The organism is Streptomyces sp. DT190 (assembly GCF_049846985.1).
Classification (GTDB): domain Bacteria; phylum Actinomycetota; class Actinomycetes; order Streptomycetales; family Streptomycetaceae; genus Streptomyces.
In genome coordinates, this window is record NZ_JBNCNM010000016.1 from 49,038 (window position 1) to 72,671 (window position 23,634).

25 protein-coding genes and 1 pseudogene are annotated in these 23,634 nt (G+C 71.2%); 9 read left to right on the top strand and 17 right to left on the bottom strand.

Going from position 1 to position 23,634, the window contains the following annotated elements; genetic code table 11:
* Positions 1-68 precede the first annotated feature (68 nt).
* The gene (gene pip / locus ACPXCS_RS25970; RefSeq protein ID WP_425951164.1) at positions 69-1,031 is read left to right on the top strand and encodes a prolyl aminopeptidase; all 963 of its coding nucleotides are present in this window, start codon (positions 69-71) and stop codon (positions 1,029-1,031) included.
* A 223-nt stretch (positions 1,032-1,254) separates the two neighbouring features.
* A complete protein-coding gene (locus ACPXCS_RS25975) occupies positions 1,255-1,860 on the top strand; it encodes a dihydrofolate reductase family protein (RefSeq protein WP_425951163.1) in 606 nt (201 codons plus the stop codon).
* Positions 1,861-2,014: 154 nt separating this feature from the next.
* Here ACPXCS_RS25975 and ACPXCS_RS25980 read toward each other — a convergent pair whose 3' ends face one another.
* Positions 2,015-3,004, bottom strand: a complete 990-nt coding sequence (locus ACPXCS_RS25980; RefSeq protein ID WP_425951162.1) for an aldo/keto reductase — start codon at positions 3,002-3,004, stop codon at positions 2,015-2,017.
* A gap of 324 nt (positions 3,005-3,328) precedes the next feature.
* Between ACPXCS_RS25980 and ACPXCS_RS25985 the strand changes: the two are divergent.
* Positions 3,329-3,562 (top strand): annotated as a pseudogene (locus ACPXCS_RS25985) (hypothetical protein); the annotation flags it as partial.
* A 313-nt stretch (positions 3,563-3,875) separates the two neighbouring features.
* Here the strand turns inward: ACPXCS_RS25985 and ACPXCS_RS25990 are convergent.
* A complete protein-coding gene (locus ACPXCS_RS25990; protein WP_425951161.1) occupies positions 3,876-4,259 on the bottom strand; it encodes a DUF6336 family protein in 384 nt (127 codons plus the stop codon).
* Positions 4,260-4,403: 144 nt separating this feature from the next.
* Positions 4,404-5,858: an alpha/beta hydrolase family protein gene (locus ACPXCS_RS25995; protein ID WP_425951160.1), complete on the bottom strand. Its 1,455-nt coding sequence runs from the start codon at positions 5,856-5,858 to the stop codon at positions 4,404-4,406.
* A gap of 284 nt (positions 5,859-6,142) precedes the next feature.
* Between ACPXCS_RS25995 and ACPXCS_RS26000 the strand changes: the two genes are divergently transcribed.
* A complete protein-coding gene (locus ACPXCS_RS26000; protein WP_425951159.1) occupies positions 6,143-6,238 on the top strand; it encodes a putative leader peptide in 96 nt (31 codons plus the stop codon).
* Between the two features lie 160 nt (positions 6,239-6,398).
* Positions 6,399-7,505, top strand: a complete 1,107-nt coding sequence (locus ACPXCS_RS26005) for an ABC transporter substrate-binding protein (protein ID WP_425951158.1) — start codon at positions 6,399-6,401, stop codon at positions 7,503-7,505.
* Between the two features lie 194 nt (positions 7,506-7,699).
* Here ACPXCS_RS26005 and ACPXCS_RS26010 read toward each other — a convergent pair whose 3' ends face one another.
* Positions 7,700-8,110 (bottom strand): RidA family protein, encoded by a 411-nt coding sequence (locus ACPXCS_RS26010; RefSeq protein ID WP_425951157.1) that lies wholly within the window; start codon positions 8,108-8,110, stop codon positions 7,700-7,702.
* A gap of 79 nt (positions 8,111-8,189) precedes the next feature.
* Between ACPXCS_RS26010 and ACPXCS_RS26015 the strand changes: the two genes are divergently transcribed.
* Entirely contained in the window at positions 8,190-8,561 is a 372-nt protein-coding gene (locus ACPXCS_RS26015) for a winged helix-turn-helix transcriptional regulator (protein ID WP_425951156.1), read from the top strand.
* 184 nt (positions 8,562-8,745) lie between these two features.
* On the opposite strand, the gene ACPXCS_RS26020 is transcribed toward ACPXCS_RS26015, so the two are convergent.
* The gene (locus tag ACPXCS_RS26020; RefSeq protein WP_425951155.1) at positions 8,746-9,909 is read right to left on the bottom strand and encodes an alkane 1-monooxygenase; all 1,164 of its coding nucleotides are present in this window, start codon (positions 9,907-9,909) and stop codon (positions 8,746-8,748) included.
* Between the two features lie 231 nt (positions 9,910-10,140).
* On the opposite strand from ACPXCS_RS26020, the gene ACPXCS_RS26025 reads away from it, so the two are divergent.
* Together ACPXCS_RS26025 and ACPXCS_RS26030 are read left to right on the top strand one after the other, a co-directional pair.
* Entirely contained in the window at positions 10,141-10,797 is a 657-nt protein-coding gene (locus tag ACPXCS_RS26025; RefSeq protein ID WP_425951154.1) for a TetR family transcriptional regulator, read from the top strand.
* 78 nt (positions 10,798-10,875) lie between these two features.
* Positions 10,876-11,691, top strand: a complete 816-nt coding sequence (locus ACPXCS_RS26030) for an SAM-dependent methyltransferase (protein ID WP_425951153.1) — start codon at positions 10,876-10,878, stop codon at positions 11,689-11,691.
* A 56-nt stretch (positions 11,692-11,747) separates the two neighbouring features.
* Here the strand turns inward: ACPXCS_RS26030 and ACPXCS_RS26035 are convergent, their stop codons facing one another.
* The 3 genes from ACPXCS_RS26035 to ACPXCS_RS26045 form a co-directional block, all read right to left on the bottom strand.
* Positions 11,748-12,395: a hypothetical protein gene (locus ACPXCS_RS26035; RefSeq protein WP_425951152.1), complete on the bottom strand. Its 648-nt coding sequence runs from the start codon at positions 12,393-12,395 to the stop codon at positions 11,748-11,750.
* A 94-nt stretch (positions 12,396-12,489) separates the two neighbouring features.
* Entirely contained in the window at positions 12,490-14,208 is a 1,719-nt protein-coding gene (locus ACPXCS_RS26040; protein WP_425951151.1) for an acyl-CoA dehydrogenase family protein, read from the bottom strand.
* Positions 14,209-14,289: 81 nt separating this feature from the next.
* A complete protein-coding gene (locus ACPXCS_RS26045) occupies positions 14,290-14,856 on the bottom strand; it encodes a PadR family transcriptional regulator (protein WP_425951150.1) in 567 nt (188 codons plus the stop codon).
* A gap of 355 nt (positions 14,857-15,211) precedes the next feature.
* Between ACPXCS_RS26045 and ACPXCS_RS26050 the strand changes: the two genes are divergently transcribed.
* Positions 15,212-16,090 carry a LysR family transcriptional regulator gene (locus ACPXCS_RS26050; protein WP_425951149.1) on the top strand — a complete coding sequence of 293 codons (879 nt, stop codon included), beginning with the start codon at positions 15,212-15,214 and terminating at the stop codon, positions 16,088-16,090.
* A 45-nt stretch (positions 16,091-16,135) separates the two neighbouring features.
* Here ACPXCS_RS26050 and ACPXCS_RS26055 read toward each other — a convergent pair whose 3' ends face one another.
* Genes ACPXCS_RS26055 through ACPXCS_RS26095 form a run of 9 tightly spaced genes read right to left on the bottom strand, consistent with a single transcriptional unit; the run spans position 16,136 to position 23,608 of the window.
* Positions 16,136-17,716, bottom strand: a complete 1,581-nt coding sequence (locus tag ACPXCS_RS26055; protein ID WP_425951148.1) for an AMP-binding protein — start codon at positions 17,714-17,716, stop codon at positions 16,136-16,138.
* Between the two features lie 14 nt (positions 17,717-17,730).
* On the bottom strand, positions 17,731-18,288 hold the full coding sequence (locus tag ACPXCS_RS26060) for a flavin reductase family protein (protein WP_425951147.1): 558 nt from the start codon (positions 18,286-18,288) through the stop codon (positions 17,731-17,733).
* Positions 18,275-19,153, bottom strand: a complete 879-nt coding sequence (locus ACPXCS_RS26065) for a hypothetical protein (RefSeq protein WP_425951146.1) — start codon at positions 19,151-19,153, stop codon at positions 18,275-18,277. Before ACPXCS_RS26065 ends, ACPXCS_RS26060 begins: the two co-directional genes overlap by 14 nt.
* A complete protein-coding gene (locus ACPXCS_RS26070) occupies positions 19,150-19,752 on the bottom strand; it encodes a 4'-phosphopantetheinyl transferase family protein (protein WP_425951145.1) in 603 nt (200 codons plus the stop codon). The genes ACPXCS_RS26065 and ACPXCS_RS26070 overlap by 4 nt, the downstream gene beginning before the upstream one ends.
* Positions 19,749-20,858 (bottom strand): acyl-CoA dehydrogenase family protein, encoded by a 1,110-nt coding sequence (locus ACPXCS_RS26075; RefSeq protein ID WP_425951144.1) that lies wholly within the window; start codon positions 20,856-20,858, stop codon positions 19,749-19,751. Before ACPXCS_RS26075 ends, ACPXCS_RS26070 begins: the two co-directional genes overlap by 4 nt.
* Positions 20,855-21,118 carry an acyl carrier protein gene (locus ACPXCS_RS26080; RefSeq protein WP_390984484.1) on the bottom strand — a complete coding sequence of 88 codons (264 nt, stop codon included), beginning with the start codon at positions 21,116-21,118 and terminating at the stop codon, positions 20,855-20,857. The genes ACPXCS_RS26075 and ACPXCS_RS26080 overlap by 4 nt, the downstream gene beginning before the upstream one ends.
* Entirely contained in the window at positions 21,115-22,008 is an 894-nt protein-coding gene (locus ACPXCS_RS26085) for a hypothetical protein (protein WP_425951143.1), read from the bottom strand. The genes ACPXCS_RS26080 and ACPXCS_RS26085 overlap by 4 nt, the downstream gene beginning before the upstream one ends.
* Complete coding sequence (locus tag ACPXCS_RS26090) at positions 22,005-23,330, bottom strand: TrpB-like pyridoxal phosphate-dependent enzyme (protein ID WP_425951142.1); 1,326 nt, start codon at positions 23,328-23,330, stop codon at positions 22,005-22,007. The genes ACPXCS_RS26085 and ACPXCS_RS26090 overlap by 4 nt, the downstream gene beginning before the upstream one ends.
* Entirely contained in the window at positions 23,327-23,608 is a 282-nt protein-coding gene (locus ACPXCS_RS26095; protein ID WP_425951141.1) for an acyl carrier protein, read from the bottom strand. The genes ACPXCS_RS26090 and ACPXCS_RS26095 overlap by 4 nt, the downstream gene beginning before the upstream one ends.
* Between the last annotated feature and the right edge of the window lie 26 nt (positions 23,609-23,634).

Genomic DNA, 23,634 nt, shown 5'->3' on the forward strand with positions numbered 1-23,634 from the left:
CGGGAGACGTCGTACCAGCCGTCGACTAGCCTCGCGAAGTTGCTCTTCGCGCCTCCAGGAGGAGACTCATGTCCCAGCCGTTCCCGCCCATCGAACCGTACGCCCACGGCCTCCTGGATGTCGGTGACGGAAACCGGATCTACTGGGAGACCAGCGGGAACCCCGCTGGAAAGGCGGTCCTGTGCGTGCACGGCGGCCCCGGCAGCGGAGGGCACCGGGGAAGCCGCAAGATGTTCGATCCCGACGTCTTCCGGATCGTCCTCTTCGATCAGCGTGGCTGCGGCGAAAGCCTGCCTCACGCCTCCGACCCGTCCGTCAGCCTCGACCACAACACCACCCACCACCTCATCGCCGACATGGAGCGGCTGCGCGAGCACTTGGGCATCGAGCGATGGCTCCTCTACGGCGGTTCCTGGGGCTCGACACTGATCCTCGCCTACGCTGAGCGCCATCCCGAGCGGGTCTCCGAGGTCGTCATCGTGGGCGTCACCATGACCCGACCGGAGGAGACCGACTGGCTCTACCACGGCGTCGGACGCCTGCTGCCGGGCCCCTGGGAGGCATTCCGCGACGCACTGCCGGAGGCGGACAGGAACGGCAATCTCGTGGCCGCCTACAACCAGTTGCTGAACAGCCCTGAGGAGGCGGTCAGGGTCAAGGCGGCACGGGACTGGTGCGCTTGGGAGGATGCCGTCATCGCCCACGAGGTGCACGGCCGTCCGGGCGCGTACAGCGACAAGCCTGACGACGCGCTGATGGCCTTCGTCCGCATCTGCGCGCACTACTTCGCGAACGACGCCTGGCTGGAGGACGGACAGCTGCTCCGTGACGCGCACCGGCTGGCGGGCATCCCGGCCGTGCTGATCCACGGCCGACTCGACATCGGCAGCCCACTGAAGACCGCGTGGGAGCTGTCCAAAGCGTGGCCGGACGCAGAGCTGAAGGTCATCGACGACTCCGGACACACGGGCAGCCCCGCGATGCAGGACGCGATCCTGGAGGCGATTGCGCGGTTCGGCAAGAGCATCTGACGACGGGCTCCGCACCCCGCTGTGAACCCCTCGGCCGGGCAGTAAGCCGGAGCGCACCGCCCTCGTCCCACTGTCCTGACCGTGCCCGTGCCGTTCACGCGTGGCGCTGACCTGGGGTTTTGCCAGGACTCATACGACGCTCCCAAGTCATCCGCAGCGCCGCCGATGAGTTTGTGGCTCGCGGCCGGTCCAAGCTGGTGACACCTGAGGAAAGGACACCGCCATGTCGGAGCTTCTCGTCGACTTCATCACCTCCCTCGACGGTTACGCATCGGGAGAGGGATGGCCCGGTTTCTGGGGCCTGGAGGGCCCGGAGTACCTCGCGTGGCTCGGCGAGCAGCCCGATGCCACCTACCTGATGGGAGCGAACACCTACCGCCTGATGTCGGGCTTCGCCGCAGGTGAGGTCCCGGACGGCCTGGACGAGTTCAGGCCCGAGGAGGAGGCGTCCGTCGACGAGCTCACGCAAGCGTCCAAGGTGGTGTTCTCCTCCTCGCTCGAGGAGCCACTGACGTGGGCCAACTGCACGCTCGTCCGCGACGACGCCGTCGAGGCGGTCCGCGCCATGAAGTCCAGTGGTTCGGGGCTCCTCAGCACGATCGGCAGCCTCAGCCTCTGCCGGTCCCTGCTGCGAGCCGGGCTCGTCGACCGCTTCCGCGTCGTGATGTTCCCCGTGATCACCGGGGCGACGGGCGAGGAGCGCATCTACGACGGCTATCCGGACGTCGCCCTCGAGATGATCGACCACCGCACCTTCGACGGCCGCATCCAGCTCGTCGAGTACAAGCCCCGCGTGCTCGAACACCCACCCCTTGGCGTCCCCGCGTGACGACGCCCCGCCCACCGGTCCGCCGCCGGAGAGGATCCGCCGGGCGGCACAGCCAGGCTGAGATGATCACGCCGGTCGGGTCCGCGCCGGTCTGGGCAGGGCCGGTGGGTGGTCACGTCTCGCAGGTGTCTCGTGGTGGGCGTGCCCCCTCCGGCTACCGGTTCACGGACCGCATGCCTGCCTCGTCGTACCGCTCGCCGGCCGCCTCGGGCAGCTCCGCGTCGATGCGGGCCAAGTCGTCCTTCGTCAGGGAGATGTCGACCGCGGCGGCGTTCTGCTCCAGGTAGGTGCGGCGCTTGGTGCCCGGGATCGGCACCAGGTCCTCGCCCTGGGCCAGCACCCACGCGATGGCCAGTTGAGCCGGCGTCACGTCCTTCTCGGCGGCGATCTCCTTCACCTTCGCCGCGAGCCGCAGGTTCGCCTCCAGATTGTCGTCCTGGAAACGCGGGTTCTGGCGGCGCCAGTCGTCGACGTCCAGGTCGTCCGGCGAGGTGAACCGCCCGGCGAGGAAGCCGCGGCCCAGGGGCGAGTACGGTACGAAGCCGATGCCCAGCTCCCGGCAGGCGGGCAGCACCTCGGCCTCCACGTCCCGGGACCACAGCGAGTACTCGCTCTGCACGGCCGTGACCGGGTGTACGGCATGCGCACGCCGGATGGTCTGGGCGCTCGCCTCGCTGAGCCCGATGCAGCGCACCTTGCCCTCGGCGACCAGTTCGCCCAACGCGCCGACCGTCTCCTCGATGGGCACGTTCGGGTCGACCCGGTGCTGGTAGTACAGGTCGATGTGGTCGGTTCCCAGACGCTTCAGGGAGCCGTGGACGGAGCTGCGGACGTGTTCGGCCGAGCCGTCCTGCGGGCCGACCGTGCTGATGTCGCCCGGTACCGCGTCGTCCATCCGGTAGTTGAACTTCGTCGCGATCACGTACTCGTCGCGACGCCCCCGGATCGCCTCGCCGACGAGGGACTCGTTGGTGAGCGGGCCGTACATCTGTGCGGTGTCGAGGAAGTTGACGCCGAGGTCGAGGGCGTGCCGGATCGTCGCCACGCCCTCCTCTTCGTCGGCGGTGCCGTAGAAGGCGGACATACCCATGCACCCCAGGCCGATGGCCGATACCTGCAATTCCCGCAGACTGCGCTTCTGCATGTCGTGTCCCAGCCTTCTCTGCGTACTTGATCGTCCTTCGGACAGCACGAAGTCCCCCGTCCATCCAGGCACAGATGCCGCCGTCCGGCATCCCAGCAGGAGCGGGCTCCGAGACGGCCTCGTGCGCCGTTGTGTCATCGACGCTACGACTTCGAGCGCGCTCCATGGCAAGTGAGAGGACGCCCTGGCTCGCCCGGTGCCGCATGCCTCCGGCGTGGGAGGGTCCCCGCTGGGGGCGGAATCTGCGGTGGCCTGCATCTCTTGCGCGGTGCCGGGGCGAAACAGTGCCGAGAGCGAGGACGGCAGAGGGGGGACGTGACCGACATGGGCGTGGGCCGGGGCGCGGTACTGCCCGGAGGCGTGACGGTGACGGCGGACCCGCCCCCGCTGAGCGAGACGTGCGAGTCCTGCGCGACGCGCGGACGGGTACCGGCTGACCTGCTGCTGTGCCTGACCTGCGGCCACGTGGGCTGCAGCGACAGCTCTCGCGGCGACGTGCGGGTGGAGTGTGCCGGGCAGGTGGTGGCCGAGACCCACAAGGTACTGGAGACCAGCCATCCCCCCGTGTTCTACATCCCGCCGCAGGACGTCCGTACGGAGCCTCTGATCCCGGCTGTCCCCGGCCCGAGCCCGGCTACGCGCCCCCCGCCGACTTCTCCGCCTTCTACCCGAGCCGTATGGACCGCTGCACGGTGGACGGGGAGGAGGTCACGGCCCAGGCAGCTCTGGCGGCCCTGTCCGGAGCACTCCGGGAGTTCTTCTTCTGCCCGCCGGACGCCCGGTCGGACTCGCCCTGATGGTGATCGCCGCAGGCCGGCCCGTACGACCGCTTGCCCGTGCAGGGCACGTGCCGGCCGTACAGACGTCTAGCTCAGGGCGTGGCGTCCACGAGGTGGTACAGCCCGAGTGCCACGGCTCCGAGGACCGACAGGAACAGCCCGGAGCGCAGGAACGCCGGACCGACGATGGTGATGGAGGAGGCCTGGGTCGTGAGAGTGTGCCAGTCCCGGAGGCGTCGGACGTCCTTCGCGCTGGCCCACCAGAAGCCGGCACCGATCACCACCGCGCCCACGCCGAAGAGTGCGGCAAGAGCACCGACGACGGCCAGGAACTCTTCCCGGTCGCTGTGGCCGCTGATGCTCAAGGTCGCCACCGTGAGCGGCACCACGCCCAGCAGGCCGTAGATCGCCCCTCGTCGCACCACGTCCGTCGGCCGTAGTCGCGGCAGCATCACGCCGTCTCGGTCCAAAGCCATGGCCAGCACTCTAGCCCGCTCGGCCTGAGCGGCCGCGCCGCCCCCGGACTGCCACCTGGCCGACAACCCGCGTCCTCGTCCCGCGACTTCCGGGTACGGGGGACTCAGCGCCCGTCTGGTTCTCGCTCACCCCTTTCAGCCGGGTCAGCGGTCGTCGCCCGGCGGGTAGGCGTCGAGGCTGCCGTACGCCGACAGGGCGCCGGCCGGATCACCGGGTTCGTGCCGCAGGGTGCTGTCCAGGAAGGCGAGCGTGGCCGCGGCGACGACGTGCGGGCTGCCGGTACGGCCCAGGGAGCCGACTATCGAGGGCACGGGCGGCAGGTACAGGGGGCCGTCCATGAAGGTGAGGTGTGCGGCGCCGGGGATGGTGAGCCGGTAGCTCGTCGCGGTGTTGAGCTTGAGGGCCTTGGTGAGGCGGGGTATGTAGTGCGGGTCGGTGTCCGCGGTGATGGCCTGGGTGAGGGCGAGCGTCGGCTGGTGGAGGGCAGGAGAGGTGGGGCCGTGGGGGTAGCCGTCCAGGTCGATGACGGCGTCGAACCGGCGGTCCTGCCGGGCCGCCTGCAGAGCGGCGGCTCCGCCCATGGAGTGACCGGTGACCGCGACCCGGCCGGTGTCCAGGCGCCCGGCCGGTGGGCCGGCGTCCTCGCCTCGGTCCGGACGGCCCATCTGCGTGAGGACGAAGCTGAGGTCGGCGGCGCGCACAGCCGTCCAGTCGGCCGCCAGCTTGTTGTCCCTCTCCCGGCCTCCGGTGGATTCGGTCCTGGTGTGGATCGTTCGGCCGTCGGCGAGGACGACGGCGGCGGAGTCGTACGGGTGGTCGAGGCCGACGACCACATAGCCGTGGCTGGCCAGTTCCTCCGCCCAGGCGGTGTTCTGGGCGCGCACTCCGCCCGACCCCGGAGAGAACAGCACGACCGGGAACCGTTCATCGCCGCCGGCCACCGGGGCGTCGAAGACCGCATGGGTGTGGGCCCGCGGGACGCCGTCGACCAGGAAGCCGGGCAGCCCGACCTGGCGGGCGAGGGCGTCCGAAACGGTACGTGCCTCGCGCTCGGTCCGTCCGAGGTACTGGGCCGGCTGCGCGCCTGCGGAGCTCTTCTGCGCCGGATACCAGAGCTGGATCACGACCGTGCGCCGGTCGTGCCGATCGGCGGTGAACGTCTCGGGGCGGCGCGGGTCGGTCCACTGCCTCACCTGGGTACCGACCGCGAAGCGGCCCGACGGCTCGGGGAACACGGGTACAGGGAAGGCCCACGCGGCGACCGGACCCGTGGCCGTCAGGCCGAGGCAGGCCACCGACCCCGGCAGGGCCAGCCACCATCGGGCCCGCCACGCCGGCCGGCCGGTACGGCGTCGCAGCAGAGGGGAGAGGGCGAACGGCAACGTGACGGCAGCGCCAGCCAGTACCGGCAGCATCTGCCAGCGGATGCCCACCACGCCGAGAGCGATCGCGGACGCTACGAGAACCGCCACCACCGCGATCGTGACGCGGGGGCGGGCCGCAGGGGGAAGCCAGCGGGCCGCCACCAGCGCCACGGCACTCAGCACGGCAAGGAGTTCCAGAGGGGACATGTACAACCCCGCGATGATCTCGGTCACCCGGCCATCCTCCGGGTGGGGCGCGCGACGTACATCAGCCCTGGGTCGCGATCGCATGCGACCAGAGTCGCAATCGAGCACGCCGGCTGAACGGCCGTTGTGCGACCGCAGGAGGTAACGGGCTCCTCCTGCGGTCGTAGCTCGCGAGCCACCCACAGGACTCATCTCATTATTCAAGATCAGTGCGCCCAGCATGCGAACACCCTCTTGGGGTGGACGCAACCTTCTGCCACGATCCCTAGCAGCCCGGTAGGAAAACTAGGAATACGTGGGGGTGGCCAGGCATGCTCGACCGCACAGGCCGGATACTGCCCCTTCTGACCTCTCGTCGTCACATCGACCTCGGCCGCACGTCCAGCGCCATCTGTCGGCCCTTCTGACGCCGCAGAACCTCACCGGCGACTCCCCCACGTTCCACTTCTCGGCCATGACGGCATGTGTGCCGCCCGGCCAGGACGTGGGGTGCCGGCGCGTGCCGCCGAGCGGTGCGCCTCGCAGCCTCGCACCTCCCCGATCACCCACCCTTGAGAGGACACCACCGTGTCTGCCGCAAGACCGCTCACCACCCTGCGCACCCTCGCCGTCATAGCCGCGCTGCCCCTTCTGCTCACGGCCTGCGGCTACGGTTCCGACTCCGCTGACGACGACAAGCAGACCGAGGTCGCGGCCGGCGCCAAGAAGCTCTCCACCGACGAAGTGAAGATCGGCTACTTCCCCAACCTGACCCACGCCACCGCCTTGGTGGGCGTCCAGGAAGGCCTGCTCCAGAAGGAGCTCGGGGGCACCAGGATCAAGGCGTCCACCTTCAACGCCGGCCCCTCCGAGATCGAGGCACTGAACGCCGGAGCCATCGACATCGGCTGGATCGGCCCCTCGCCCGCCATCAACGGCTACACCAAGTCGAACGGCAAGAACCTGCGCATCATCGGCGGTTCCGCCTCCGGCGGTGTCAAGCTCGTCGTCAACCCGGACAAGATCAAGTCCCTGGACGACGTCAAGGGCAAGAAGATCGCCACGCCGCAACTCGGCAACACCCAGGACGTCGCGTTCCTCAACTGGATCGCGGACAGGGGCTGGAAGGTCTCTCCGGACAGCGGCGCGGGTGACGTCTCCGTCGTCCGCACGGACAACAAGATCACCCCGGACGCCTACAAGTCCGGCTCCGTCGACGGCGCCTGGGTGCCGGAGCCGACCGCGTCCAAGCTGGTCGCGGAGGGCGGCAAGGTGCTGCTGGACGAGGCCGATCTGTGGCCGGACAAGAAGTTCGTGATCACCAACATCATCGTGTCGCAGTCCTTCCTGAAGGATCACCCGGACGTCGTCGAGGCCGTGCTGCGCGGTTCGGTGAAGACCAACGAGTGGATCAACGCCAACCCGGAGAAGGCGAAGTCCTCCGCGAACGCGGCGCTGGAGGAACTGTCGGGCAAGGCCCTGCCCGCCGAGGTCATCGACCCGGCCTGGAAGTCGATCGCCTTCCTCGACGACCCGCTGGCCGCCACCCTCAACACCCAGGCGGAGCACGCGGTGAAGGCCGGACTGCTGGAGGAGCCCCACCTGAAGGGCATCTACGACCTCGCACCGCTCAACAAGGTCCTCAAGGCCGAGGGCAAGGACGAGGTGGACGACGCCGGTCTCGGTGCCGAGTAGCCCGGCAGCCGATCACGATTGCCGAGCTCCCAGGAGGTGACGAGCATGTCCGGCAGCTCGCTGCGGACGACATCACACTCGATGTCGCGCCGGGTGGGTTCGTCACCCTCCTGAGGGCCGGCCCCGGCTTCGGCCTCCTCGTCCGCCGCAGGTCCTCGGCCGGCCGGTTCGATCGCGGTCCTCGGCCGGCCGGTTCAATCGAGGATCGCGGTCGCCTCCACCTCGACCAGGACATCGGGCTCGAACAGGTAGTCGACCCCGATCAGCGAGGAAGGCGGAAGCGGCACGGTCAGGCCGATCTCCTCCGCCACCTCCCCCACCCCTGCCATGAACGCGTCGATCTTCTCGGGGGCCCAGTCCGTGACGTAGAACGTGAGCCTCAGGACGTCGTCGAACGACGCGCCCGCCCCGGCAAGGCCCTTCGCTGTGTTCCGCAGCGCGTGGGCGACCTGCCCCGCGAGGTCTCCCGGAGCGACGGGCGACCCGTCCGCCGACCGGGCGACCTGACCGCTGACGTGCACGTGACGCGTTCCGGTGCCCACGGCCACATGCTCGTACGGGGTGGGCTGCATCATGCCTTCGGGCGTGAAACGACGGACGGACATGGGGTCTCCTCACTTCGACCGAACTCGGTATACCTTTGCTACCTGGTAGACGAAGGACACTTCAAGGAGACCAGGTATCGTGCCGGGTACTGCACACAGTCACGACGAGGAGCTCAGGATCGAGCACCCCCACCGGGAGGTCCTCGACCAAGTGCTCGACAAGTGGTCGCTGAGCGTCCTCAACGAGCTCTGCGAACGCCCCTGTCGCTTCAACGACCTGCGCCGTGCGATCCCCGCGGTGACCCAGAAGTCGCTCACCGCGACGCTGCGGCGGCTGGAACGCAACGGCATCGTGGAGCGTGTGCTCCTCAGTTCCCGCCCCGTCGCCGTCGAGTACCGCATCACGCCTCTGGGCAAGACCATGCGGCAGCCCATCGAGGTGCTCCTGGAGTGGGTCGCGACCCACATGTCCGAGGTGGAACGCGCCCGCCGCGCCTTCGACCTCGCATGAACCGGCCGGCACGGCCGCGGCCGCGTTCCGTCGACCGGACCGTGCGAGACGCGGAGGCACACGCAGCCGGTGGGCACACCACAGTCCGATCGGCGCGGCGCAGGTCGGAGCGCCCTCGCGCAGGGCTGCGGTGAACTCGGTGGCGGCGCGCGACATCCCCCCGCCGACTACCGCGACTTGCTCCTCAGGGACGCCCCAGGGCGGCCTTCGGTTGGGTCTTCCCCGTGCCGGGGCGGACGTTCGCCTGGGAGGGATCCCCGTCGTAGTGAGCCCGGAGCCGAGGGTCCATGATGCGCCGCCACAGCGGCGGGAACCAGGCGACGACGATCATGGTGGCGTAGCCGGAAGGGAGCTGCGGAGCCTCGTCGAAATGGCGCAGCGTCTGATACCGGCGCAGGGGGTTGGCGTGATGGTCGGAGTGCCGTTGCAACTGGAAGAGCAACAGATTGCTGACCGTGTTGTCGCTGTTCCAGCTGTGCCGGGGAGAGACCCGCTCGTAGCGTCCGTCCGGGCGGCGCCGCCGCAGCAGCCCGTAGTGCTCCAGGTAGTTGACCGTTTCCAGCAGACAGAAACCGACCACTGCCTGAAGGAGCAGGAAGGGAAGGACCACCGGGCCGAAGACGAGGGACAGCGCCCCGAACAGGGCCACTGTCAGTGCCCACGCCGTCAGTACGTCGTTGTGGCGGCTGACGGCGCGTCGTCCGCGGCGCTCCAGCCGACGCCGCTCCAGGTGCCAGGCCGAGCGCACACTGCCGGCGACGGCCCGCGGGAGGAAGCGCCAGAAGCTCTCACCCATCCGTGAGCTGGCGGGATCCTCGGGTGTGGCCACGCGCACGTGATGACCGTGGTTGTGCTCGACGTAGAAGTGGCCGTAGCCGCTCTGGGCGAGAGCCATCCGGCTCAACCGTCGCTCCAACTGCTCACGTTTGTGGCCCAGTTCGTGGGCCGTGTTGATCGTCACTCCCGCCACGACACCGGTGGTGGCGGCGAGACCGAGGCTGTCCGCGACCGACAGCGTGCCGTCGGCCCACCGGTCGCACGCCCAGACCAGGGCGCCGAACTGCAGGGGCAGGTACAGGTAGGTGCACCAGCGGTAGTAGCGGTCCGCTTCCAGGCGCGCCATCGCCTCTTCGGGCGGATTGGCGCTGTCCTTGCCCGTGGCGTGATCGAGCACGGGCAGGACGACGAACGCGAAGAGCGGCCCCCACCACCACAGAGCGCCCGCACCGGTCAGGGAGACGAGGCCGGCCGCCTGGAAGGGCAGTGTGGGGACGGCCAGAGCAAGGAGCCAGAGGTACCGCTTCGGATCACGCCACGTCAGGGCGTCTTTGTCGCCGCGCTTCGCCATGAGGGACTCCCTTTCGCAGACGTTGCGCTTCCGCCGCCGTCTTCGGGGAAGCGGCGGAAGCACAACTGGGGGGGGAGCCCCGAGCGTGCCAGCCGTGCATGGCGCTGACAAACCCGGCGCAGTGTCAACATTCTGATAGGCCGTCAGACAGATGGACGTTGCCCTCTCTGTCCCCCTTCACCGAGGCCCCGTGCTCTCGGCAGGTCCGTGCCGCTCTGGCACACTGCTCCGATGGTCGTCGCCGATCCCGTTGTCGAGTCCCCTCCCCCGCCGCGCGTGGCGTGGCGCATCCAGATGCGGGAGCGGGTCCTGGAGGAGGCCTGGGCCCTGGCCGCCCGGAACGGCTGGGACCGGGTGCGGGTCGCAGACCTGGCAGAGCGGGCCGAGGTGTCGCGGCCGTCGATCTACAAGGAGTTCGGCGACCGGGCCGGGGTGGGCCGGGCCCTGGTGGAGCGGGAAACGGAGCGGTTCCTGACCCGCCTCGCGGCCGTACTGGACTCCGACCGGGACGGCTTTGCCGGTGCCTTGTGCAGAGGAGTCACCCACACGCTCGAAGAGGGCAGCCGCAGCCCGTTCATCCGCGCCGTGCTCACCGCCGCCCGGGGAGGAACCGACGCTCTGCTGCCGTTCCTGACGAGCCGGCCGGACCCGGTGTTCTCCTCGGCGCGTGACGTGCTGAACGCCTGGATGGCCGAGGCCGTACCGGAGGTCGACCGGCGGCAGCGGGACGAAGCGGCGGACCTCGCCGTGCGGCTGACGCTCAGCCACATGTTGCTGCCGGTATCCGGACAGGGTGACGTGCCCGAACGGGTGACTCGCGCGGTATGCGCCGTGCTGGGGGTTCCGCCGGTTCCCGTCGGCGGACGCCCCGACCACCGGATACGGTAACCGTCTTACGGAGGCAGGGTGTCGGGTCATAGGTTGTGACCCGAACTCCTCGCTTCGGCTGAAAGACAGACGCCAGACATGACCGACCACGCGACCCCTCCCGGACCGTCAGCGCATCAGAACATCGACACCTCTGTGCCGCATTCGGCCCGTATCTGGAACTACTGGCTGGGCGGGAAGGACAACTACCCCGTCGACGAGCAGGCCGGCGATGCCTACACCGCCGTGTTCCCCGGCATCGTGACCATCGCCCGCAGCAGCCGCGCCTTCCTGCGCCGCACCATCACGTACTTGGTCGCCGAGGCGGGCATCCGGCAGTTCCTCGACGTCGGGACAGGGCTTCCCACCGCCGACAACACCCACGAGGTCGCCCAGCGGATCGCCCCGGAGTCCCGGATCGTGTACGCCGACAACGACCCGATGGTGCTCGCTCACGCCCGGGCCCTGCTCTACTCCACGCCGGAGGGGGCGACCGCCTACGTCGACTCGGACGTGCTCGCCCCGGACCGCATCCTGGCAGCCGCCGCCGACACACTGGACTTCAGCCGGCCGACGGCCCTCATCCTCAGCAACATCCTGGGTCACGTCCCGGACCACGACCAGGCGCGCTCGATCGTCACCCGGCTGATGGGAGCACTGCCGTCCGGCAGCTACCTCTCCATCAACGACGGTTCGCGCGGCGTCGACCCGGTCTTCGAGCAGGCCCAGGACGCGTACAACGAGAGCGGCGCCGTCCCGTACAACCTGCGCACCGTCGACGAGATCACCTCGTTCTTCGACGGTCTGGAGCTCCTTGACCCCGGTGTCGTGTCCGTCCCCCACTGGCGGCCCGATCCCGCCGATCCGGCCCCGGAGGTCATCGCCGAGCACGGGGGTCTCGCGCGCAAGCCGTGAGCGTCATCCGGCAGGCACCCGGCATCCGGCAGCCGGCTGAGAAGCATCGGGGACGTCTACCGCCGTCGGCTCCGCGGCATCAGGCCCGTGCGGCGGGCCAGTTCGTCCTCCGCTCCGATGCCCCGGCGCTTGCCCGGCGTCGAGCGGACGACGTAACGGAAGGGCAGCCCGCCCGGTTCGGCGACCATGCCGCCGAACCGGGTGTCGCCCGCGAACCACACCCGGTCCGCCGGACGGGGCCCGCCCGGCCGTGGGCCGTCCCAGCCGTCCGCGGGCACGGGGAACGAGCAGTGGCTCTGGCCGTCCGGCTGGAGCAGCACCACCCGCCCGTCGGTCCCCCAGCGACGGCCCTGGACCCGTTCACCCTCGCCGGCGACCACCCGGACGTCCTGGGTCCGCACGGGCCAGACCTGCCAGCCGTAGGTGGACATCACCAGCCGCTCCCGGCGCCGGGCCCGGCGCCACAGCAGCGTCAGGCCGGCCGTGACAGCGATGACGGGGACCAGGCAGACCGTGGTGATCAAGCCCGGGGCGGATTCGGGGCCGACCACGGAGAGGACGGCCGCCAGCAGCAGCACCTCGGCGGTCAGCGCCAGGACGCCCCAGCCAAGGCCGCGTTCACGTCGCCGCAGGACGTCCTCGACGCCCGGGGTGTCCACCGCCGGTCCCGGCAGCACCTCGTAGCCGTACTCCGCAGCGATCATCACGTTCCCCCTCCCGGAATGGCCGTGGGGCGACGGCCGGCGGGTCGACTCCACAGCGACCAGAGCCTAACGGCCGAGCCCGCTCAGCGGGTGGTCACGGCGCCATCTCGTACTCCCCGGACAGTGCCTCCACGCGCTCCCAGACACGCCCCGAACGGGCCTCGTCGACCACGGGACGCCGGACGGCACCGAGTGCCCAGCGCTGCTGCTCCGCAGTGGCGGAGTCCTTGCCGTGCAGTTCGACGGCGCAGGCGGAGAAGTCGCGGACGAGGACGGAGAACAGCTCGTCGAGCACATCCTCGTCGAGGCCGATGAGGCGGGCCTGCTCCAGGATCAGCTGACCGTGCACCACCAGCGCGAACAACTGGCCGACGGCGAGCAGGAGATCGAGGTCGCGGCTCTGCTCCTCGTCGGGGGCCGCCGTGGTGACGAACTCGCACAGGGCGTCGGCCTGCTCCCGGAAGCGGGCGACGTTCGGCACACCGGCGTACGCGTCGTAGGCGGGACGCCAGTCGTGGAAACGCACGGAACCGAGCCCGCGGGCCGGGCCCTGCTCGAAGAGGAACGTGTCGTCAGCCGCGTCGAGTCGGGTCGGTACGGGTTCGAACTCCGCCGGGTGCAGGAGGTGGTTGCGCATGAACTTGAGGATCAGCGCGAGGTTGACGTGCACCGTGCCCTCGAGCTTGGGCAGCCCGCGGATCTCGACGGCGGCCTGGGCGAAGTAGGTGTCCTTCTCGAAGCCCTTGGCGGCGATCACGTCCCACATCAGGTCGATGACCTTCTCGCCCTCCGTGGTCACCTTCATCTTCGTCATCGGGTTGAAGAGCAGGTAGCGGCGGTCCTCCGGCGAGGCGGAGCGGAAGTAGTCGACGGCCCGGTCGCTGAACAGCTTCATGCCGACGAGGCGGACGTACGCGTCGGCCAGTTCCCGGCGCACGTGCGGGAAGGCGGTGACCGGACGGCCGTACAGGACGCGGTTGTGCGCGTGGGTGATCGCCTCGTACATCGCGTGCTCGCAGATGCCGATGGTGGCGGTGCAGAGGTTGAACTTGCCCACGTTGACGGTGTTGAGGGCGGCATCGAAGGCGGCACGGCCCGTGTGCAGGACGTCGTCCGGGCCCACCGGGTAGTCCTCGAGCCGGAACTCGCTGACGTACTTCGACGAGTCGACGACGTTCTTCACGAGGTGGTAGGACGGGTGGCGGCTGTCGGCGGCGAAGAAGACGTAGCCGTCCGGGCCCTCGATGTCGGAGCGCCGGCCGAAGACCGAGACGAGCCCGGCGGCGTTGCCGTTGCCGATGTAGTACTTGGAGCCCGTCGCCCTGAAGCCGCCGTCGCCGTCCGGGGTGAGCAGCATGTCGGTGGAGTAGATGTCCGCGCCGTGGGTCTTCTCGGAGAGACCGAAGGCGAACACCTCGCCCTGGGCGAGGAGTTCCGCCGCGCGGGTGCGCGCGGCGGTGTTGCCGCTCTGCCAGACCGGGCCGAGACCGAGGATGGTCACCTGCCACGCGTACCAGTAGTCGAGACCGTAGAACCCGAGGATCTCGTTGAGGGCGGCGATCCGGGCCGTGTCCCAGCGCTGGTCCTTGCCACCGGCGGCGGACGCCGGGGTGAGGAAGGTGGCGAACAGTCCTTCCTTGGCCGCGAAGGCGAGGAAGTCGGCCAGCCAGGCGCGGGAACGGTAGTCCTCGATGAGCCTGCGCTTGCCGCGGTCCTCGAACCAGTCGACGGTGGCACGCAGCAACCTGCGGGTCTCGGGGTCGAACTGCGCCGGGTCGTACGTGCGCGGGTTGAACAGGAGGGTGTCGGCCATGGAGAACCGCCTTCCGGTGGTTGAGGGTTTTCGCGTCAGGGGTTGCCGGGCGCGTGGCGTGAGGCGTGTGGGGCCGGCAGGTCAGGCAGGCCGGTGCGGCGTGCCGATCCGGCGGAGAGTGGCGAGCACGTCGTCGAGCCAGGCGATGGTCATCCGCTCGTACGCGATGCCGCCCCGCAGCACCACATGCTGCAGTTCCTGACCCGCGTCGAGCGGGGTGCCGGCCTCCGGGCCGGTGAAGTCGCGCCGTTCTCCGGCCAGATAGTGCGCGAGCCGGTCGCTGTGCACCTGGCGGTGCCGTTCGACCTCGTCGATCAGTGCGGCGGGATCGTCGAAGGCCGCACCGCGGATCTTCACGGCGAGTTCGTGCCGGATGCTCTCGGGCTGGATCGGTTCGTGCAGCCACCGGGAGAGGGCGGCGCGGCCGGGGGCCACCACGGAGTACTCCCTCTTGTCCGGTCGGCTCTGCTGCGGCAACTCGCGGACGGCCAGCAGTCCTTCACCCTCCATGCGTTTGAGGACGCGGTAGATCTGCTGGTGCGTGGCGGTCCAGAAGTAGCCGATGGACCGCTCGAACCGCCGGGCCAGTTCATAGCCGGAGCCCGGCTTCTCCAGCAGGGAGACGAGGATCGCGTGCTCGAGCGCCATACCGAGATCCTCATATGCAACTCGTTGCATAGCCAAGGGGCACAGCCCAGGTGAGACACGGCTCACGCTCCGCGGATGGGCGAGGACCGCGCCCGCGCACCGGGAACTTCGCCTCGCCACACCGAACTGACGGCCCGACGGAACTGACGTGAAATCGACCGTCCCGAAAAGGCGACCTCCCCATAAATGCCCCTACCAAACATATTGATGAGAGGGAAGCGTGACGCTACGCTCGCAGACACCCTGAATGCTCGAATGTCATTCGCGACCAGAATGGCGGGATCATTCAGCGGGGGAAGAAAGCCGACGTAGCACCGGCTTTCCTTCAAACGGGTCGACCGACACGGGGGAAGAATTGGATACGCGGCATCTTGAGGCATTTCTGGGCGCCGTGGACGCGGGAAGTGTGACACGGGCCGCGAGCGTGCTCCGGGTGACCCAGCCCACGGTGACCAATCGCATCAAGGCATTGGAACGGTCGCTCGGCCTGCCTCTGCTGGAACGCTTACCCGGCGGTGTCCGGCCGACGAGAGCCGGTCGCTCCATCCTCGAACAGGCCCGCGAGATACTGCGGCTCAGCGGTCATGTCCGGCGCATCGCGGACGCGTCACTCACACCGCAGGGGAGAATCTGCGTCGGCGCGTCGGAAAGCCTCGTCAACCACCGGCTCCTGCCGCTGATCGAATACCTGCTCCTGCGCTATCCGGACATGGACGTGTCCCTCAGGCTGTCCACTCCCCAGGAGGCCCTGGTGATGCTCCACAACGGGGAGATGGACTGCGTGTTCATGATAGGCAGCGGAGCGTCGGACGAGGATCTGGAGCACTGCGACCTCTGCCCCGAGCCGTTCGCCCTCGTGGCCGGGGAACACCCGGGTCCGCGCCGCCCGGGGCCCGAGGAGACGGTGTCGTCGATCCTCGTCAGCGCCGACCTCGACGTCCGTCACTGCGGCGGGCTGCTGAGCGAGGTCGAGTCGGCCCTGCGACCCGGGCGGACGCTGCGGCTCGACTCCGTCACCGCGGTGAAGCGCATGGCCGAGAGCGGCATCGGCGTGGGACTGCTCCCCGAGGTCGCCGTGGCCGAGGACATCGCCGACGGCCGGCTCCGCAGGGTCGTGGACTGGCGGCCCGCCACCTCCACCTACACGCAGGCCCTGTGGCGGCGCGGCGACGCCGGGCACCCCGCCCTCGCCGCCGTGCTGAAGGCCGCCTCCGACGTGGTCAGCGCGGACTGAACGGGCTCCGGGCCCGCTGTGGGAGCCACGGAGCCCGCGGGCCGCTCAGGCGGCGTCCGTCAGGAGCTGGGCGAGCAGCCGCCGGTGGTCGGTCTTGCCGTGCTGGTTGACGGGGAGGCTCTCCACGATGCGCACCACGCCGGGCGCCATGTACGCGGGCATCGACCGCAGGCAGAACGCGAGCAGATCGCTCTCGGCCGGCCGGGCCGCTCCCTCGGCCGGCACGACGAACGCGCTCAACTCGGCGTTGCCGTCGGGCCCCTTGTACACCACGACGGCCGCCTCGCAGACCTCAGGGTGGGCGAGCAGCCGTCGCTGTACCTCGGCCGGTTCCACGCGGTTGCCGCGGATCTGCACCTGGGAGTCCCTGCGCCCGCAGAAGCGCAGGGCGCCGTCGGCGTCCCGGTAGGCCAGGTCACCGGTCCGCAGCAGGCGCTGCCCCGAGCGGGGTTCCAGCGGGTCGGTGACGAGAACGGCGTCCGTGGCCTCGGTGTCCCCCCAGTAGCCGGTCATCAGGGCCGGGCTGCGCAGGTACATCTCGCCGACGACGCCCTCCTCGCGCACGGGCGACCCCTCGGTGTCCAGCAGGAGGATGTCGGTGCCCCGGTGCCCGTTGCCGATCGACAGGTGCGTCACGTCGCCGGGCAGCGGGTCGGGGACGTCGGCGAAACTGGCCGCCATGGATTCCGTCGCCCCGTAGCAGTTGATCAGGCGGATGCCGGGCCGCAGGCGCTGGAGGTGGCGCAGTTCGCCCAGCGGGAAATCCTCCCCGCAGAAGAGCACGCCGCGCAGCTCGGGCAGGTCGGCCAGCTGGTCGGGGAGGTGGCGCAGGGACTGCCGCCAGATGGACGGCACGCCGTTGACATGGGTGGCCCGGGTGACGCGCAGCACCTTGAGGAACCTCGTCGGCCAGCGCAGCAGCGCCCGCGGGACGGGGGCCACCGCCGCTCCGCTGCCCAGCGCCATGCCGATGTCCAGCAGCGAGAAGTCGAACTGGAGCGGGGAGGTCGACGCCACCCGGTCGCCCGGCGACACGAACTGCTCCGCGAGCATGCCGCGGTAGAAGGCGACGACGGACCGGTGGCTCATCACCACGCCCTTGGGCCGGCCCGTGGTGCCCGACGTGAAGACGATGTAGGCGGTGTCGGTCGGCGTCACGGCACGCCTGAGCCGTTCACGGGGCACGGGCGGGCGCGGCACCTCGACGGTGCCCCCGCCGAACCGGCCGTGCCCCACGGCCGCCCCCGGGTCCCCGTCGGCGGTCAGGCACAGCGCGGGCTCGGCCAGCCGCTCGATCGTCTCCCGCCGTTCGGCCGGCGTCTCCGGGCTGACCGGGACGAAGGGCAGGCCGCGCGACGCACACGCCAGTACGAGGGCGACGGCCTCGGCGGACGTGTCCGAGACGATCATGACGCGGTCGCCGATCCGCAGGCCGAAGCGGTCGAGTTCGGCGGCATACCGCTCGGCGGCCTCGCGCAGGCCGCGGAAGGTGGTGACCCGTTCCGCGCCGTCCGCGTACTCCACCACGGCGGGATGGTCGGGGTGTGTGGCCGCGGCCGCCAGGAGGAACTCGTCGAAGCGTTCGTCGGGCCGGTGGGTCACCGCAGGTGCGGGGGTCGCTGGCATGGTCTGTCTCCAGGTCAACGCAGGTTGCCGGCCGAGGCCGGGGCGGGCGGTACGGGTGTGGCGATGTGCGGTTCCCCGGTGACGAGCACCAGCGGGGAACCGGGGGCGGTGCTCAGGTGGCGTACGGTGCCGACGACCAGGACGTGGTCGACGGAGGTGAAGGTCTCCGTGACGTCGCAGGTCATCACGACGGCGGCGTCGTGCAGGACCGGGACGCCCCGGACCACGGCGTGCGGCGTGTCCCGGAAGCGCTGGGCGGGGGTACCGGTGGCGAAGCGCCGGACCAGCGGCCCCTGCGTGTGGGACAGCACGTTGACGGCGAAACGGCCGGCGCCGAGCAGGTGGTCCAGGGTGCGTCCGCCCGTGCCGAAGGCCAGCAGCACACTCGGCGGCGCCACGGACAGCGACATCAGCGAGGTCGTGGTGCACCCCACCGGCCCGTTCGGTCCGAGGGCGGTGGTGACCGCCACGCACTTGGCCAGACCCGTCATCGCCGCGCGGAAGAGCGCTTCGTCCACGGCGGTCCCGGCCGACGGGGCCGCCTGGGCCGTCGAGGTCTCAACCCCGAGCACGGGTCACCTCCCTGCCGGTCGTGAGCGCGGCGAGATGGTCGAGCGCCCGCTCGACCACACCGGTGCGGGGCCGCCCGCGCTGCGCGGAGTCGGCGGCGAACCGCAGGGCTTTGGGCAATTGCGTCCAGGCGTCGGCCAGATCCGGGTCGGGGTGCGGCCCCAGGCGGTGCAGCTGGTGCCGGGACGCCGCCCACAGGTCGTCGATGTGCCGCTCCAGCAGGTCCCCGTCGCGGGTGAGGCGGTCCCGCAGGTACGCGAGCACCTCCCGCGGGTCGCGCAGCCAGGTGCCCGGCCACCGCCCCGGGGCACCGGCCGGGGGTGTGCCGGCCCGGCGCAGCCAGCGGTAGGCGTCCGTCGGGCCGGGGTCCAGCGGCTCCCCCAGCGCGTGCACGTCCCGGTTGCGCACGACCGGGTCGAGCCGGCCCACCGGTGTCAGCGCCCGGCGCAGCGAGTCGTCGTCGAGCACATCGGCGTAAGGCCGTTGCTCGCCGCCGGGCATCAGGGCGTGGAACGGGTCGGTCACGTGCCATCCCCCCGCGTCGTGGGCCCGCAGCAGGAACCAGTGGGGCACGGCGCGCACCCCGTGGTGTGGAGACCAGGGCAGGTGGAAGGCGTTGCCCACCACGATCACCTGCCCCTGTTCGGCGAGCAGGCCGGCGAGCGCGGCACGGGCCGACGGCCAGTCGGGGCGGTGGTCGTGGACCAGGGTCCCGCCGTCGATGCGGTCGTGGTGGGAGAAGGCGAGCGTGCCGTCCGGTGCGTCGGTGCGCACCCACAGGTGCACCGCCGATGCCAGCCGGCCGGCCGCCGCGCCTCCCAGGTGCTCCACCAGCGCGGTGGAGTAGCAGGACAGGGCAGGTGTCATGGTGTCGCCTCCCAGGCGCAGGCCACGGGTACGTCGATGAGGTCTCGCACCTTGTGCCAGCGCAGTCCGCGCCAGTCACCGCGGTCGAGGTGCGGGGGCACGTCGATGCTCCAGGGGCACCCTCCGATGCCGGTGCCGTGGGCCTTCACGCAGGCCTCCTGGACTGTCCAGATCTCTGTGAAGACGGTGTGCCGCAGGGGCGCCGGCATGCGGTACAGGTGGTTCGCGTACGGGGCGGCGCACCGCCGGACCATCGAGTGGCCGACGTGCCGCGGCGGTACCTGCACGTCGACCCCGACGCGGCGGCCGGGCGCGACGGCCACGACGGTGTGCTCCCCGTCGTGGGAGATGCTGATGCCGGGCCGGGACCTGCCCCGCAGGAGCGGCTTGCCGTTGTGGCCGGCCACCACCGGTTCGCCGGCCTCGCCGGGTGCCACTTCGGCGAGCAGCCCGCGCAGGAGCGCGCGCCCCGCCAGCGTCTGGCGCGCGCGCCAGGCGGGCCGGCCCCGTGCCGCGGCGAGGTCGGCGGCGGTCAGGCGGCCGGTGGACGCCTCACCGGTGGCCACCCACACTCCCGGACCGATCTCCACGACCCTCACGGCAGCTCCCCCGGACCGCTCGGGGAGGCCGTTTCGGCCACGATGCCCAGCACGACCTCGGTCGTGCCGCCGCCGATCCCGAACAGGGCGCCCTGCGCCCGCAGTTGCTGTGGGCCGCCGGTACGGAAGCCGTGCGCGCCCTGGAGGTGGGCGCACACGTCGAGGACGTGCTCGACGGTCTCGGCGGCGCTGGCCTTGAGCAGCGCGGCGGCCGCGGTGTCGCGGCGGGCGGCGACCGCCTCGGTGAGGCTCTCGGTGAGGGCGCGGTGCTGACGGGAGCGCAGCAGCGCGCCCGCCCAGCGCCGGCGTATCCCCTCCCGCTCCCACAGGACCCCGTCGCCGTGGCGGCGCCGCCTCAGGTGGCGGGCGGTGTCGCGCAGCACCCGCTCGCACAGCGCGACCGCCCACAGTGCCCCGGCCAGCCGCTCGGTGGCGATGTGCGCCGCGAACGCGCTCAGTCCTCGGCCGGTACCGCCCACGACGTGGTCGCGGGTCAGCCGGACGCCGTCGAAGGTGAGGTGGCCGGTCCCGGAGCCGTCGAACAGCTCCGTCTCGGCCGGTGCGACGCCGACGCCGGGCGCGTCGGCCGGTACGAGCACCCAGGTGAAGTTGGTGAAGTGGGGTCCGGGCCGGTGCCGGGCGAGGACCAGGGCGGCGCCGCACGTCGTCGCGTTGGTGATCCAGCGCTTGGTTCCGTCGAGCCGGACGTGGTCCCCGTCGAAAGAGAGGCGCGTTCCCAGTGCCGCCAGGTCGCAGCCGGAGTCCTCGTCGGTGGCGGCGAGGGCCACGACGGTGTGCCCGTCGAGGCTGTCGGCGAGCGTCCGGGCGGCCGGGCCGGTCCCCCCGGCCAGCAGCGGCAGGCAGGTGGCCAGGGGCACGGTCACGGCCAGCGTCGAGCCGACGCCGAAACGGCGGTCGACGTCCGTCAGCAGGGCGCTCAGCGCGGCCGCGTCGACGCCCCGGCGCGGGTCGTCGCCGCGGTAGACCCCGGCCAGCCGGTTCTCCGCTCCGAGGACACGCCAGAGGTCGGCACCGCTCGCGTCGGCGGGCAGGGCGCCGAGCCGGGAGCCGGCGGCGGAGGGTTCCCGCACTGCGGAGACGCTCATGCCACCGCCCTGCGGTCTCCCTCGGCGGCACCCTGTGCCCGCTGCACCGCGGCCCACAGACTGCCGGCGGTGGCGAAGGTGGTGTCGTTGAGGTCCTCGTCCGGAAGGGAGACCCCGAGCCCGTCCTCGATGGCGAAGAGCAGGTCGATGGCCTTCATGGAGTTCATCCCGAGGTCGTGCAGGCGGCTGTCCTCGGTGAGGGGACGGTCCCCGAGGTTGGGGAGGAAGGGCGTCAGCAGGTCGATGAAGGGCTGGTTCACGGCTTCTCCGTCGCTTGGGTGGTGGTGGGGATCGGCGGGCCGGGCTCGGTGGAGCGCACGGCGAACACCTCGCGGTCCGCGCCGATCAGGGACGCCAGTTCGGGCAGCAGGCCCTCGGGGACCGGCCTGCCCCGTTCGGCGCGCCGCTGGGCGATGAACGCGCTCGCGGTGAGCCGGTCCCAGCGGCGCAGGTGGTCCTGCGCGTCCAGCCGCTCGCCGAGGTGCTCGCGGTAGGCGGCGTGCAGGTGCCGGGCCCGGGCCAGCAGCCAGGTCTCCGCGGTCAGCCGGCGCAGCGCGGCGAGCCGGTCGGGATGGGCGGTGTAGGCCTCGGCGTAGGCCGCCGGATCGTCCAGGGACAGCTCCGGCCGGGGTGCGTGGTGGTCGGGCACCGGCGACAGGGTGCACGCGAAGGAGGCGGTGGGCAGGCGCTCCCAGGGCAGCGTCCACCGGCCGGGCCGCGCCGCGCCCCACGCCGTCTCGTTGTCGTAGGCGTCCTCGACCTCGGCGCCGTCCGGGTGCGCACCGACCAGGAAGCTGTGCTCCATGCGCGCCCGGCCCGCGTAGGGCAGCCACGGCATGTCGTAGGAGTCGGCCACGGCGTAGACCACGGACGCCCGTTCGGCCATGGCGCGCAGCCCGTCCGCGGCGACGCGGTGGGCGAGGCCGTCCGGCCGCAGGCCCACCAGAGCGGCTGACTCGCGCAGGTGTTCCTGCGGCGGGGGGTCCACCGTGGGCAGACCGTCGGGGCCGGGCCGGGGCCGGAATCGCAGCCGCGCCCCCAGGGCGAGATGCCGTCCCGGCCCGTGCCGGCGGTCCGCGAGGACCGCCAGGTTGACCTGCACGCAGTCGAGGATCGCGGTCCGCACGGACGGGGCGGCGGTGGCCGTCACCGTCGCGTCCCCACCGGCGTCAGCCCGGCCACGGCTCGGGCGAGTGCTTCGTCGGGCGGGGACTGGTCCTCGACCCCGCCGTCGAGGAAGTGCTCGTAGGCCCCGAGGTCCAGGTAGCCGTGGCCGCTGACGCAGACCAGGACCCCGCCGGTGGCGTCGGGCGAGGCGGCGAGGTGGGCGGCGGCGGCCAGGGCGTGGCCGGACTCGGGCGCCGGCAGGACGCTCTCGTGGCGGGCCAGCAGCCGGCCCGCGTCGAGGGCGTCCGCCTGGCTGACCGCCATGGCGTCGATGTCGCCGCTGTGCCGCATCGCGGAGATGAGCTTCGCCGCGCCGTGGAAGCGCAGGCCCGCGGTGTGCGCGTCGGGGATCCGGTAGTCGCTGCCGATGGTGTACATGGCCTCCATCGGGCCGCTGCCGGTGGCGTCGGTCTTGTCGTAGGCGTAGACACCGCGGGTCAGCTTCGGTGTGCTGCTGGACTCGGCGGCGACCAGCCGGGGTCCCTCCCTGCCCGCCGCCCTGGCCGTGGCGTGGAAGGGCAACGCGATGCCGCCGAAGTTGGATCCGGCACCCACGCAGCCGACGACCACGCCGATCCCGGCGTCCAGCTCCGCGAGTTGCTCCTCGGCCTCCAGGCCGATCACGGACTGGTGCAGGATGCTGTACGTCTCCCCGCTGCCGATGCAGAAGGCCACCCGGTCGTGTTCCGCGGCGTACTCGACGGCCTCCCCGATGGCCAGCGAGAGGCTGTTGCCGGCGGCCGGGCCCTCGTCGGCGGAGACCTTGGTCATGCCGCTGGGGCTGGCGTGCACCTCGGCGCCCAGCATGCGCATCAGGACCCCGCGGTAGGGCTTGCGGCGAAGGCTGGACTCGACCATGAAGACCCGGCAGCGCAGTCCGAACAGGGCGCACGCCGCCGCCATGGCGGTGCCCCACTGGCCCGCCCCGGTGCCGGTGACCAGCTCCTTCACACCGGCCTGCCGGTAGTAGTGGGCCTGTGCGAGCGCCGTGTTGAGCTTGTGGCTGCCCGAGATGTTGACGCCCTCGTTCTTGACGTACACGGGGACGCGGGCGCCGACGGCCTCCTCGAAACCGCGGGCACGCCACAGCGGGGTCGGGCGGTACTGCCGGTAGCGCTCGACGACCGGGGCGGGGATGTCCCAGTACTCACGGGCGGAGATGCTGTGCCGGATCAGCTCGGTCGGCAGGTTGATCTTGATCTCTCCGGCCTCGCCACCCGAGCGGGGCGGGGTGCGGTCCGGAGGCAGGGGCTCGGACAGGTGCGGCAGGACGCTGCGCCAGCGGGCCGGGATCCCGTGCGTCACCGCAGCACCTCCGCGGCCGTCACGACGTCGATGAGGTCCCGGACGGTACGGAAGCTGCGCCCCACGAAGAGGTCGTCGGGGAGGGTGACGTCCAGTTCGTCCTCGATCCGCACGAGCATGCCGACGAAGCCGAGCGAGTTCACGTTCAGCAGGTCCCCGACGAGCGGTTCGTCGTCGCTGACGCTGTCGGGCGGAAGGGACAGCCGGGACTCGGCGACGACCACCTTCTTGACGACGGTGGCGACGGCGTCCCGGTCGAGGGACAGTTCCTGGGGCATGGCAGGCCTTTCGGGAGGAGGGGAGG